The sequence below is a fragment of the Mycobacterium sp. NPDC004974 genome (assembly GCF_053600815.1).
Genome location: NZ_JBSGAQ010000007.1, coordinates 278772 through 292344, shown reverse-complemented (window position 1 = coordinate 292344; position 13573 = coordinate 278772). Strand labels below are relative to the sequence as shown.

At 63.3% G+C, this 13573-nt stretch carries 11 protein-coding genes; 8 read left to right on the top strand and 3 right to left on the bottom strand.

Annotated elements, in window-relative coordinates; translation table 11 throughout:
• Positions 1–6 precede the first annotated feature (6 nt).
• The 4 genes from ACWEFV_RS18630 to ACWEFV_RS18615 all read left to right on the top strand — a co-directional run bounded on the left by ACWEFV_RS18630 (position 7) and on the right by ACWEFV_RS18615 (position 6640).
• Positions 7–426, top strand: a complete 420-nt coding sequence (locus ACWEFV_RS18630) for an MmpS family protein (RefSeq protein WP_135458665.1) — start codon at positions 7–9, stop codon at positions 424–426.
• Positions 423–3311 (top strand): MMPL/RND family transporter, encoded by a 2889-nt coding sequence (locus ACWEFV_RS18625; protein ID WP_450071219.1) that lies wholly within the window; start codon positions 423–425, stop codon positions 3309–3311. Before ACWEFV_RS18630 ends, ACWEFV_RS18625 begins: the two co-directional genes overlap by 4 nt.
• A gap of 31 nt (positions 3312–3342) precedes the next feature.
• Positions 3343–6225, top strand: coding sequence for an MMPL/RND family transporter (locus ACWEFV_RS18620; protein WP_450071218.1), 2883 nt, complete (start codon positions 3343–3345; stop codon positions 6223–6225).
• Positions 6226–6310: 85 nt separating this feature from the next.
• Positions 6311–6640, top strand: a complete 330-nt coding sequence (locus tag ACWEFV_RS18615) for a hemophore-related protein (protein ID WP_450071217.1) — start codon at positions 6311–6313, stop codon at positions 6638–6640.
• 11 nt (positions 6641–6651) lie between these two features.
• On the opposite strand, the gene ACWEFV_RS18610 is transcribed toward ACWEFV_RS18615, so the two are convergent.
• A complete protein-coding gene (locus tag ACWEFV_RS18610) occupies positions 6652–7557 on the bottom strand; it encodes an IclR family transcriptional regulator (RefSeq protein ID WP_450071216.1) in 906 nt (301 codons plus the stop codon).
• Positions 7558–7657: 100 nt separating this feature from the next.
• Here ACWEFV_RS18610 and ACWEFV_RS18605 point away from each other — a divergent pair, with 100 nt between their 5' ends.
• The 4 genes from ACWEFV_RS18605 (at position 7658) to ACWEFV_RS18590 (ending at position 11852) form a co-directional block, all read left to right on the top strand.
• Positions 7658–8785: a hypothetical protein gene (locus ACWEFV_RS18605; RefSeq protein ID WP_450071215.1), complete on the top strand. Its 1128-nt coding sequence runs from the start codon at positions 7658–7660 to the stop codon at positions 8783–8785.
• A gap of 3 nt (positions 8786–8788) precedes the next feature.
• Positions 8789–9571 carry an SDR family oxidoreductase gene (locus ACWEFV_RS18600; RefSeq protein ID WP_450071214.1) on the top strand — a complete coding sequence of 261 codons (783 nt, stop codon included), beginning with the start codon at positions 8789–8791 and terminating at the stop codon, positions 9569–9571.
• A 31-nt stretch (positions 9572–9602) separates the two neighbouring features.
• Complete coding sequence (locus tag ACWEFV_RS18595) at positions 9603–10748, top strand: sulfotransferase family protein (protein ID WP_450071213.1); 1146 nt, start codon at positions 9603–9605, stop codon at positions 10746–10748.
• 81 nt (positions 10749–10829) lie between these two features.
• Complete coding sequence (locus ACWEFV_RS18590; RefSeq protein ID WP_135458650.1) at positions 10830–11852, top strand: TIGR03617 family F420-dependent LLM class oxidoreductase; 1023 nt, start codon at positions 10830–10832, stop codon at positions 11850–11852.
• A gap of 8 nt (positions 11853–11860) precedes the next feature.
• Here the strand turns inward: ACWEFV_RS18590 and ACWEFV_RS18585 are convergent, their stop codons facing one another.
• On the bottom strand, positions 11861–12343 hold the full coding sequence (locus tag ACWEFV_RS18585; protein ID WP_450071212.1) for a hypothetical protein: 483 nt from the start codon (positions 12341–12343) through the stop codon (positions 11861–11863).
• Positions 12343–13506: a Rieske 2Fe-2S domain-containing protein gene (locus tag ACWEFV_RS18580; protein ID WP_450071211.1), complete on the bottom strand. Its 1164-nt coding sequence runs from the start codon at positions 13504–13506 to the stop codon at positions 12343–12345. Before ACWEFV_RS18580 ends, ACWEFV_RS18585 begins: the two co-directional genes overlap by 1 nt.
• Positions 13507–13573: the final 67 nt, after the last annotated feature.

Sequence of the window (13573 nt, the reverse complement as noted above, 5' to 3'; positions counted from 1 at the left end):
GGGGTCATGAAGCGGCTGTGGATTCCGCTGCTCATCCTCGCCGTCCTCGGCGCCGGCGGATTCACGGTGCTGCGGCTGCACGGTGTCTTCGGTTCCGAGATTCGCCCCGCGTATTCCGACACCGAAACCGAGGCACGCAAGCCCTACAACCCGAAGCAGCTGGTGTACGAGGTGTTCGGCTCCCCGGGCACGACGGCGAGCATCAGCTATTTCGATGTCGACGCCGAGCCGCAGTTCATTGAAAACGCAAGCTTGCCATGGACGTTGAAGTTCCCGATGTCCGAGACGACGGCGATGGTCAACATCATCGCGCAGGGCACTGGTAACACCATCGGCTGCCGCATCACCGTCGATGGCAAGGTCAAGTCGGAGCGGACGGGGCAAGGGACGAGCGCGTTCACCTTCTGCACGCTGAAGGCAGCATGAGCACCCAACCCGCCGCCGACAAGCCGCCGTTCATCCCGCGGATGATCCGCAAGCTGGCGGTGCCGATCATCCTGCTGTGGTTGGTGATCGCCTACATCCTCGGTGCGGCCGTCCCTCCGCTGGAGCAGGTGGAAAAGGAGCACTCGGTATCGATGATTCCCAACGATGCGCCGTCCTTCGAGGCGATGCAGCGCATGGGACAGAGCTTCCGGGAATCCAACTCGAACAGCGTGGCGATGATCGTCCTGGAGGGGCAACAGCCGCTCGGCGACGATGCGCATCGCTATTACGACGACTTGATCCGTCAGTTGAAAGCCGATACGGCGCATGTGCAGCACATCCAGGATTTCTGGGGTGACCCGCTGACGGCGGGTGCGGCGCAGAGCGCCGACAACAAGGCCGTCTACGTGCAGATGAGCCTCACCGGTGACCTCGGTCAGACCGCCTCGACCGATTCCTTGGAATCCGTCCGCAACATCGTGAAGAACACCCCGCCACCGCCGGGGGTGAAAGCCTACGTCACCGGGCCGGTCGCCCTTGTCGCCGATCTGAGCCAGAGCGGCAACAAGACCGTGCTCCTGGTCACCGGCCTGAGTCTCACGGTCATCCTCGTGATGCTGCTCTTCTTCTTCCGTTCGATCGTCACCGCACTGCTGCTGCTACTACTGGTGGGAACTCAGCTCCAGGTGGCTCGAGGAGTCGTCGCGTTCCTGGGCGATCAAGGGGTGATCGGGCTTTCCACTTACGCCGTGAACCTGTTGGTCACGCTCGGAATCGCCGCGGGAACCGACTACGGCATCTTCTTCGTCGGCAGGTATCAGGAGGCGCGTCAGGCCGGCGAGGACCGGGAGAGGGCCTTCTATACGACCTATCACAGCGTCGCCAAGGTGGTCCTGGCCTCGGGTCTGACCATCGCCGGCGCGGTGTACTGCCTGAGTTTCACCCGGCTGCCGTATTTCCAGACCCTGGGCGTCCCGTGCGCGCTGGGTATGGTCGTCGCCGTTGCGGTCGCCCTGACGCTGATTCCGGCGGTCCTTGCCCTCGGCGGGCGTTTCGGACTGTTCGAACCCAAACGCAAGATCATCGTGCGTCGTTGGCGGCGCCTGGGTACCGCGATCGTCCGCTGGCCCGCACCGATTCTCGTGACGGCATTGGCCGTATCGCTCATCGGATTGCTGGCGCTACCGAAATACCAGCCTGGTTACAACGACCAGAATTATCTGCCGAAGAATATTCCGGCCAATGAAGGGTATGCAGCGGCCGACCGGCACTTCCCGCAGTCGCTGATGACGGCTCCGGACATCTTGTATATCGAGGCCGACCACGACCTGCGCAACCCGGCCGATTTTCTGGTGCTGAACAAACTGGTCAAGGGGCTTCTCGCGGTTCCGGGCGTCGCGAGGGTACAGGGGGCCACCCGTCCTGAGGGAACCCCGCTGAAGCACACGACGATCCCGTTCCTCATGAGTTCGGGCAACGCAAGTCAGTTACAGCTCTTGCCGTTTCAGAAGGCCCGGATGAACGACCTGGTCACCCAGGCTGATGAGCTGCAGAAGACCATCGGCACGATGCAGCGGATGTACGGCTTGATGCAGCAGCTCGCCATTACGACGAATGCGATGGTCACCAAAACCCATGAGTTGGAGGACGTCACCAACGAATTGCGTGATCACATGGCAGACTTCGACGATTTCTTCAGACCTCTTCGGAATTACCTGTACTGGGAACCGCATTGCTTCAACATCCCGGTCTGTTGGGCGTTGAAATCGCTGTTCGAAGCGCTTGACGGCGTTGATCGGCTCACGTCGACGATGCACCAGCTCGTCGGAAACCTCGATCAGTTGAATCTGCTCATGCCGCAGATGATCGCCCAGTTCCCGGCCATGATCGCGACGATGGAGAGCACCCGGACCATGATGCTGACGATGCACAGCACCATGGCCGGAATCTTCGGTCAGATGGAGGAAAACGGCAACAACGCCACAGCCATGGGCAAAGCGTTCGACAATGCCCAGAACGACGACTCCTTCTACCTCCCTCCCGAAGTTTTCGACAATGACGACTTCAAGAAGGTCCTGGACGTTTTCGTCTCGCCCGACGGGAAGTCAGCGCGCATGCTCATCACGCAGCGGGGCGATCCGGCGTCGCCCGAGGGCATCGCGCGGGTCGAACCGTTGAAAACGGCGGCGGAGGAAGCGCTCAAAGGAACACCACTGGAAAGCGCCAAGATCTATCTCACCGGCAGCTCCGCGATGGCAAAGGACCAGGTGGATGGCTCTACCTACGATCTCTTGATCGCGGGGGTCGCGGCGCTCTGCCTCATTTTCATCATCATGCTGATCATGATCCGGAGCCTGGTGGCCGCGCTCGTCATCGTGGGTACGGTTGCGCTTTCGCTGGGTGCGGCCTTCGGGCTGTCGGTGCTCATCTGGCAGCACATTCTCGGAATTCAATTGAACTGGCTCGTGCTCGCGATTTCGCTGATCATTCTTTTGGCAGTCGGTTCCGATTACAACCTGCTGCTGGTATCGCGCATGAAAGAGGAGATAAAAGCCGGGATCAATACCGGCATCATCCGCGCGATGGCCGGTAGCGGCAAGGTGGTCACCGCCGCCGGGCTGGTGTTCGCGTCAACCATGATGTCGATGCTTGCCAGCGACGTGCGCACGATCGGCCAGGTGGGTTCGACGATCGGTATCGGCCTGCTGTTCGACACCCTGATCGTGCGCGCGTTCATGACTCCGTCGATCGCTGCGCTGTTGGGTCGCTGGTTCTGGTGGCCGCTGAGGGTCCGGCAACGTCCGGCCAGTGCACTGCTGCGGCCGACCGGCCCGCGCCCGCTGGTCCGGTCTCTACTGCTGTTACCGGACGAACGCGGCTCCTGATGATGGTGTCCTTCCGCGTGAGGACAGCCGCATGAGCGAGCAGTCGACGCCCAGCGATCCGCCGTTCGTCGCGCGGATGATCTATCGGCTCGCGGTACTGATCATTCTCGGCTGGCTGGTGATCGTGGCAGTCCTGACCTTCGCTGTCCCGTCACTGGAGCAGGTCGGACGGGAGTACTCCGTATCGCTGGTCCCCAAGGATGCCCCGTCATTCCAGGCGATGCAGCGCATGGGCCGCAGCTTCGGTGAGTCTGATTCCGACAGTGTGGCGATGATCGTCCTGGAGGGACAACAACCGCTCGGCGACGATGTGCACAGGTATTACGACGACCTGGTGCGGCAGCTGAAAGCCGATACAAAGCATGTGCAGCATGTGCAGGACTACTGGGGGGACAAGCTCACCGCCTCGGGTGTGCAGAGCCCGGACAACAAGGCTGTCTACGTCCAGCTGAATCTCGCGGGCAACCAGGGTGAATCCCTGTCCACCGAATCGGTGGAGGCGGTCCGGGACATCGTGCAACGGTCGCAACCACCGGCCGGGGTCAAGGCCTATGTCACCGGCTCCGCGCCGCTTGCGTCGGACATGAACCACGCCGGCGACAAATCCATCATCAAGATCACCGCCGTCACCCTCGTGGTGATCCTCACGATGCTGCTCTTCGTCTACCGTTCGGTGGTCACGGCAGTTCTTCTGCTGGTCATGGTGGGCATGCAGGTCCAGACGGCGCGAGGTGTCGTCGCACTGCTCGGTGATCACCAGATCATCGGGCTCTCGACGTTCGCCGTGAATCTGCTCGTATCGCTCGGGATCGCCGTCGGTACCGACTACGGCATTTTCTTCATCGGCCGGTATCAGGAGGCGCGGCAAGCGGGTGAGGAACGCGAGCAGGCGTTCTATACGACGTATCACAGCGTGGCCAAGGTGGTGCTGGCCTCAGGCCTGACGATTGCCGGTGCGATCTTCTGTCTGAGTTTCGCCCGGCTGCCGTACTTCCAGACGATGGGTATTCCCACCTCTGTGGCCATGGTCGTCGCGGTGGCAGTGGCACTGACCCTGATCCCGGCTGTTCTGGCGCTGGGGGGACGCTTCGGTTTGTTCGAGCCCAAACGCAGGATCATCGTCCGACGCTGGCGGCGCCTCGGTACCGCGATCGTCCGCTGGCCCGCGCCAATCCTCGCCGCGGCAATGGTGGTGGCACTGATCGGCTTGTTGGCGCTGCCTGCGTACAAGACCAGTTACAACGACCGGTTGTATGTGCCCAGCAGCATTCCGGCGAATGTCGGATACGCCGCCGCCGAGCGGCACTTTCCGCCGTCGCGCATGACACCCGACATTTTGTTGGTCGAGGCCGATCACGATATGCGTAACCCGTCGGATTTCCTGGTGTTGAACAAACTCGCGAAAAGCGTATTCGCCGTGCCCGGGATTTCACGGGTCCAGGGAATAACGCGTCCCGAGGGCACCCCGATCGACCGCACTTCGATTCCGTTCCTGCTCAGCATGCAGAGTGCAACTCAGGTGGAGCTCCTGCCGTTTCAGAAGAATCGCATGAATGACCTGGTCAAACAGGCCGACGACATGTCGAAGATGATCGCGAACATGCAGCGTCTCTACGCCGTGACACAGAAGCTCGTCACCATGACCCACGGCTTGGTGAAGAACACCCACGAGATGGAGGATGTGCTGAAGGAGGTACGGGACCATATTGCGGATTTCGATGACTTCTTCCGGCCCATCCGCAATTACCTGTATTGGGAGCCGCATTGCTTTGACATCCCGTACTGCTGGGCCATGAGGTCCTTTTTCGACGCGATGGACGGCGTCGACGCGGTTGCCGACAAGACTCGAGACCTTGTCCGGAACCTCGACCAACTGGATGCGCTCATGCCGAAGATGGTTGCCCAGTTCCCAGCGATGATCGCCTCCATGCAGATGATGCGGACCATGATGCTGACGATGCACAGCACCATGGCCGGAACGCTCGCCCTGATGGATGAGAACAGCAAGAACGCCGCCGTCATGGGCCGGGCCTTCGACGCCGCGCAGAACGACGACTCGTTCTATCTGCCTCCGGAGGTCTTCAACAACGAGGACTTCAAGCGAGCGATGAACCTGTTCTTCTCGCCCGACGGAAAGTCGGTGCGGTTGATCATCTCTCACCGCGGAGACCCCGCCACGCCGGAGGGTATCGCGCGAATTGACAAGGTGGTCAGAGCCGCTGAAGAGGCCCTGAAGTTGACTCCTCTGGCGAGCGCCAAGATTTACATGGCGGGAACCGCGGCGACGTACCGGGACATGCGCGACGGGGCCACCTACGATCTGCTGCTCGCGGGAGTCGCCGCGCTCTGCCTGATCTTCATCATCATGTTGATCGTGACGCGCAGTCTGGTGGCCGCGCTGGTAATCGTTGGCACCGTTGCGCTTTCGTTGGGCGCGGCCTTCGGGTTGTCGGTGCTCATCTGGCAACACATCCTGGGCATCTATCTGCACTGGCTCGTGCTCGCGATGTCCGTGATCATTCTGTTGGCGGTAGGTTCCGACTACAACCTGCTGCTGGTGTCCCGGATGAAAGAGGAAATCGGCGCCGGGATCAACACCGGCATCATCCGGGCCATGGGCGGTAGCGGCAAAGTGGTGACGGCCGCGGGTCTGGTGTTCGCGTTCACCATGATGTCGATGGTGGTCAGCGACCTCCGAATCATCGGACAGGTGGGTTCCACCATCGGGATCGGCCTGCTGTTGGACACCCTCGTGGTCCGCGCACTCATGACTCCGTCGATCGCCGCACTGCTGGGACGCTGGTTCTGGTGGCCGCAACGCGTGCGTCCCCGCCCCGCCAGCGCACTACTGCGGGACACCGGCCCACGGTCACTGGTGCGTACTTATTTGCTGAAGCAAGAAAACCCCGAGTGAACGACTATGTGGACATTAGCGAATCGCGGTCCAGGGGCAATGTGATCGAGTAGAGTTTCGGGCCTCGGGGGGAGGAGGTCGTGACATGTTAGAGCTAATGCCGGTCAAACTGGCTGTCGCAGTGGGTGGATTGGCGATGATGGTGGCCACCGGGGCCGGTATCGCGTCGGCAGATCCGCTGGATTCGATCGTGAACACCACCTGCAGTTACCCCCAGGTGATGGCTGCGGCGAATGCCCAGGATCCGGCGGCGGCCGCTCAATTCGAGGCGGACCCGACGTCCCAGGCTTACCTGCACCAGTTCCTGTCCGCGCCAAGGGCTCAACGGCAACAGATGGCCCAGATGATCCTGAGCTCGAACGGCCAATACCTAGGGTTGATGCAGCAGATCTTCGGGACCTGCAACAACTTCTGAGCTCAGGTTCGTCAGTACGCCGGCTTCGTCCCACCGAGCTGCTTCGTCAACGCGTCGGCTGTCGCCACCAGTGCTTTGGCCCGCTCGCTGATCTCCTTGTTCGTGAGGGCCGTCCCGATGTGCAGTGAGGCCGCCATGACCTGGCGCCGGTAGTGGTCGAACACCGGCGCGGAGATGACGCTGATGTCATGTGGCATTCGGCCGCTCGGTCCCTCGTCCCGCAGATACACGCGCTCGCCGATGTCGGACACCAACTCACTCAGCAGGGCGCGCAGTTCGTCGGGCAGGTTGGTCGACATCCCCGCCATCAGCGCGTAGAGCCTGCGGCCCCCGGGGGTCAGGCGTTCCACGAGATATCCGTCGGCGCGACAGTTTTCGATCACCCGCTGTAGCCGCGCGGATTCGGTGCGCAGCGGAATCGTCGGCGCCTTGGCCAGCCAGGCCCGCAGCGCGTCGTCGTCCCACAGCACGAACATCAGGCCGACCGGCGGTGCGAACGGATAGCTCTGCCCGACCCGGACGCCAGGGTCGCGGCCGGGCGGGCCGACCACCTCCAGCACCGTGATCCGGTCATCGACCACGGCGGTCAGGCCCGCGGAGGTGTCGAAAGCGGCTGACAGCGCGTGCAACTCGGCTCGGGCCGCCGGGTTGACGCGCATCGACTCTTGCGCCGCGTGGCCGAGCGAGATCAGGCTCGGACCAAGGCGGTACGTCTTGTCTCCGCTGTCCCGGATCAGGTAGCCCGATTCGGTGAGTGAGCTCAGGATCCCCAGGCACGTCGGCTTGGTCAGTCCGACTCGGCGGGTGAGTTCGGAGAGCCCGAACCGCTCCTGCGGGTGGCGGGACAGGAAATCCAGGATGGCAACCACCCGGGCAGTCGGTGGTGAGGCGCGGCCGGCCGGCTCGGCGTCTGGCATCGATCCTCCTGGGCGTTGACTCGAATTGGAACGCGTTCTAGTGTCGGGTAGGAAACTCTACCACTGCGGTCCAATATTGGACCGAGAGAGCAGATGCTGGATGTACTCACAACCACTGGCCGATGCCATAGCCGAGGCGGAACGCCTGGTGACCGCCGCGCCCTTTATCTCCTCGGAAGCGGATCTCTTTGAGGGGCTGCAGTACCTGGCCGGATGCATCGCGGCGTGCACGCACGTCGCGTTCGACTACGACCGCGACCATCCGTTCCTGCACAGTGGAACGGGGCCGTTCACCAAGATGGGCCTGGACAACCCCGACACCATGTACTTCGGCACTCGGGTCCAACCCGGACACGAGTACGTCGTCACCGGAAAGCGGGGCACGACCACCGACGTCAGCTTCCAGTTGTTGGGCGGGGAGTACACCGACGAGAACGTTCCGGACAGTGAGACCGCGTTCGATGACCGCAAGCTCGACATCGCCGCCGACGGCACCTTCGAATGGCGGTTCACCCCGGCTACCCCCGCGCAGCTGGTGATCCGGGAGGTCTACAACGACTGGTCGGCGCAGCGCGGCTCCTTCGCGATATCGCGCACGGACACCGCCGGCACGGCGCCGGCGCCGTTGACCCGCGAACTCATCGAGAAGCGTTACGCCACAGCCGGTAAGCAACTCGTTCAGCGGGTCAAGACGTGGCTGCAGTTCCCCAAGTGGTTCTACGACAACTTGCCCGTCAACACGCTGACCGCACCGCGTCTGACACCCGGCGGGCTCGCCACCCAGTATTCGTCGGTCGGTCACTACGACATGACGCCAGACCAGGCGATGATCATCACGCTGCCGGTGTCGGATGCGCCCTACCTGGGCTTCCAGTTGGGTAGCCTCTGGTACATCTCGCTGGACTACATCAATCACCAGACCTCGCTGAACGGCACTCAGGCGCAAGCCGATCCGGACGGCAAGATCCGGATCGTGGTGTCCGAGGCCAATCCCGGGGTGACCAACTGGTGCGAGACGCTGGGGCATCTCAAGGGCTACCTGCAGTTCCGCTGGCAGCGGGTTTCGCGTGAGTTGAGCGCCGAGGACGGGCCGACCGCAGAGTTGGTCGACATCGGCGCTGTGGCCGAGAAACTGCCGTATTACGAGAACAACAAGATTTCCGAGGATGATTGGCGAGCGCGGATTGCGCTTCGTCAGAAGCTAATTGGCGAAAGGATGGTGGGCTGACCGATGTCAGGACTGCTGGAGAACAAGGTCGTCGTCATCAGCGGGGTCGGCCCCGCGCTGGGCACCACGCTCGCGCGGCGCTGTGCCGAGGCCGGAGCTGATCTGGTGCTCGCGGCTCGCACCGTGGAGCGGCTCGACGAGGTGGCCAAGCAGGTGACCGATCTCGGCCGTCGCGCCATCTCGGTCGGCACCGACATCACCGACGAGGCCCAGGTGAACAATCTGGTCGACGCCTCGATCGAGGCGTACGGCAAGGTCGACGTGTTGATCAACAACGCGTTCCGGGTGCCGTCGATGAAACCCTTCGCCAACACCACGTTCGAGCACATGCGCGATGCCATCGAGCTGACGGTGTTCGGCGCGCTGCGGATGGTGCAGGCCTTCACCCCGGCCCTGGCCCAGAGCAAGGGTTCCGTCGTCAACGTGAACTCCATGGTGGTCCGGCACTCGCAGGCCAAGTACGGCGCCTACAAGATGGCCAAGTCGGCCCTGCTGGCCATGTCGCAGACCCTGGCAACCGAACTCGGCGACCAGGGCATCCGGGTGAATTCCATTCTGCCCGGCTATATCTGGGGCGGCACGCTGGAAAGCTATTTCGCCCATCAGGCGGGTAAGTACGGCACCACCGTCGACGAGATCTACAAGGCGACGGCGGCCTCCTCCGACCTCAAGCGGCTGCCGACCGAGGATGAAGTCGCCTCGGCGATCCTGTTCATGGCCAGCGATCTGTCCAGCGGTATCACCGGCCAGGCCCTCGATGTGAACTGCGGGGAGTACAAGGCATGACCTGGCAGCGAGAAGCGAAGGCGGATCGCGCATGAGCGGACGCACCGATGTCGGCACCATCGAGGATCTGCATGCCTCGGCGGTAAAGGCCTGCGGCCTGGATGATTTCGGTACCGACGACGACAACTACATCGAAGCGCTCGGAGTGCTGCTGGAGTCCTACCAGCGTGATGCCGATCTGACCGAGCTCGGCAGCAAGATGCAGCGCTTCTTCACCCGCAATGCGCTGGTTGCCCGCCTCGTCTCGGAAGCTGCGTTCAAGCAGTACCCGCAGCACGTCGACGTGCCGATCGAGCGGCCGATCTTCGTCACCGGTCTGCCGCGCACCGGGACCACGGTGATTCACCGGTTGCTGACCGCCGACCCGATGCATCAGGGTTTGGAGATGTGGCTGGCGGAGTTCCCGCAGCCTCGGCCGCCGCGGGAAACCTGGCCGGACAACCCGGTCTTCAGTGCGCTCGATGCCCGATTCAAGAAGGCGCACGAGGAGGACCCGGATTACACGGGCCTGCACTACATGACTGCGGACGAGGTCGAGGAATGCTGGCAGCTGCTGCGGCAGTCGTTGCACTCGGTCTCGTACGAGACGCTGGCTCACGTCCCGACCTACGCGCAGTGGCTGGCCCGCCAGGACTGGACCAAGTCGTACCAGAGGCACCGGAAGAACCTGCAGCTGATCGGTCTCAACGAGCCCGAGAAGCGTTGGGTGCTCAAGAACCCCAGTCATCTGTTCGCCCTGGACGCACTGTTCGCGACGTATCCGGACGCCCTGGTCGTCCAGTGTCACCGCCCGGCAGAGACCATCATGGCCTCGATGTGCTCGCTGGCGCAGCACACCACCGCCGGTTGGTCCAACACGTTCACCGGGAATGTGATCGGCGAAGACGCCATGGAAACCTGGTCGCGCGGGCTGGAGTTGTTCAATACCGAACGGGCCAAGCATGATCCGGGTCAGTTCTGCGACGTGGACTACTTCGAGTTCGTCAAGGACCCGATCGGCGCGGTCGAGGGTATCTACCGCACGTTCGGGCTGGACTTCACGGACGCCGCCCGGCAGGCGATGGTCGACAGCCACGAAGCCAGCAAGCAGGGGCCGCGTGCGCCGAAGCACACCTACTCACTGGCCGACTACGGACTGTCCTCTGAGGCGGTCCAGGAGCGATTCAAGGGGCTGTAGTAGTAGCCCCGCGAGCAGACGCGAATGACCCGGAAATGTTGATTTCCGGGTACATTCGCGTCTGCTCGTGAGGGGGAGATCATGAAGGTCTATCTGGCGCTCGACCCGCGTACGCCGCTGACCGCAACCGCCGGCTATGCGCGGCGGGCCGAGCGACTGGGCTGCGACGGCCTACATGTCGCCGAGACCCTGCACGACTCACTGGCGGTCTCGTTGCTGGCCCTGGAGCACACATCGCGCATCACCGTCCGCACCGCCGTGACACTGGCATTCGTGCGCAGTCCCACGCTGACGGCGTACACCGCCTGGGATCTGTCGGTACTCTCGGGCGGTCGGTTCGAGCTGGGGCTCGGGACGCAGATCAAGCAGAACATCCGGGACCGCTACGGCATGCCGTGGAGCGATCCGATTGCCCGGCTCAGGGATTACGTGGGTGCGCTCGATGCCCTGTTCGATGCGTTCCGCACTGGGGGCACAGTGCACTTCGAGAGCGAGAACTACCGGCTGACCCGCATGCAGCCCTACTTCAATCCCGGCCCGAGCGAGGCCGTCCGCCCGCCGATCTGGCTGGGTGCGGTGAACGCCGGTATGTGCGAACTCGCCGGCGGGGTCGCGCGCGGAATCGTCACGCACTCGACCAACTCCGATCCCGACTACCTGCGCGACGTGGTGCGCCCGGCGTTGGCCCGTGGCGCCGAAGCGGCAGGCAGGACAGACGCACCGCGCATCGTCGCCTCGACGGCGATCGCCACCGGCCGCACCGATGAGGCGGTCGCCATGGAACGGGAACGGCAGCGCCGGATGCTGGCATTCCTGTATTCGACACCCGCATATGCGACAGGCCTGACCCGCCGCGGCCTTACTGAACTCCCGGAGCGGTTGCGGTCCCTGGTCCGAACCGAGCTGTGGGACGAATTGCCCTCGGTGCTAACCGATTCCATTCTGGACGAGCTGGTGGTCTGTGGACGTCACGATGAGCTGCCCGGCTTGCTGAAGGCGAGGTTCGGGGACGTGGCCGACGGCATCGTGCTGCCGCCGCTGGGCGGCGACGGAGACGACGAGTCGCTGGGTGCCTGCGTGGCCGAGCTGAGGACCGGGAACTAGCGGGCGAATCAGCCGTCGCCGGGGGAGGGGGCCGAAGACACCTCTTCCAGGCACCCTTCGGCAACCGCATGCTTGATGCTGTCGGTCAGCCGCGGGCATGACCGCGCCCGGGCCGGATCTCCGCCGGTGGAGCGGATTTCCTCGAAGGTCGCGCAGCGTTCCACCGCTTCGGTAGACCACTGCACCGAAGTGTGTTCGGCGCTCAGCTTTTTCACCTGCACCGAGACATGGCAGAACCGGCAGTCCACCGACACCAGGCCTGAGGTCAGATAGCGTTCACGGTCGCGCGCGCTGGCCTCGCGGACCGCCGCGGCCAGTTGCGGATCGGACGCGAAATTCGGTGCCTTGGCCCATGATCCGGCGGTCGAACCGGTGCCTGCGCCGCTGCCGGCGTGATGATCGTCATCCTCATGCACGCCGTGCAGCAGCAGCATCGAGCGGGCCAGGTCGTCGACATCTGGCGCCTGGCTCCGCTCGTTGCGTGTCGTCATCAGCTGGACTGCAGTGTTTCCGTCTGAGCCGACTTCTCAGCCGCCTTGATCTTCAGGTTCTCCTCGACCTCCACGTGCCACTTCTCGTTGGCCGCGGTGGTGTCGATCTCCATCTCGAACCGGTCCGTCATGTCGGGGCTGATGTCCGCGACATCGACGTAGAACTGCTGGTACCAGCGGCGCATCTGGTAGACGGCGCCGTCCTCCTCGACCAGCAGCGGGTTGTCGATGCGGGTCTTGTGCTTCCAGATCTCGACGTCCTGCATGAAGCCCTTGCTCACGCCGTCCGTCATCGCGTCGGCCAGCTTCTGGGTGGTCTTTTCGTCCATGCCCTTGGGCTTCTCGACGATGACGCCCCACTGCAGCATGAAGGCGTCCTGGCTCACCGGGTAGTGGCAGTTGATCAGGATCGACTCGGCCTTGTAACCGGCGTAGTTGTTGTGCAGCCAGTTGATCATGAACGACGGCCCGAAGTAGGAGGCCTCCGAGTCCAGGTGCGACTCGCCGTACTGGGTGCCCATGCCGCCGATGTCCTGACGGCCGACGTTGTGCAGATACTGCGAGGCGATGTGCCCTTCGAAGACGTTCTTGAAGTACGTCGGCAGGCCGTAGTGGATGTAGAAGAAGTGCGCCATGTCGGTGACGTTGTCGATGATCTCGCGGCAGTTGCTGCCCTCGATCAACAGCGAGTTCCACTGCCACTCGGTCCACTCGTCGCTGGCCGCCTCGGGGATCTCAGGGATCCGGACCTCGGGCTGGGGGTCGTTGCCCTCGTGGTCGTGCCAGACGAACAGCAGGCCGCCGCGCACGTCGGTGTGCCAGGCCCGGGTGCGGGCCAGACGCGGGGTGCGCTTGGCGTAGGGGACGAGCTTGCACTTGCCGTCACCGCCCCAGCGCCAGTCGTGGAACGGGCAGGCCACGGCGTCGCCCTTGATGGTGCCCTGCGACAGGTCGCCGCCCATGTGCCGGCAGTAGCCGTCGAGGACCTTCAGGTCGCCCGCCGAATCGGCGAACACCACCAGCTTGGTGCCGAATGCCTCGACAGAGTGCGGCTGACCGTCAAGGAAGTTCTTGACGGGTCCCAGGCAGTGCCAACCCCGCGCGTAGCGGTCTGGCAGGGCGCCGGTGTCGATCTCTCTGATGCCGGCATGTTCGGTAGTCACGGTGGGCCTCCCGTATCGGTGCTCTTAACTAGAACACGTTACAGTTTTTTGAGCCCGGATGGCAATA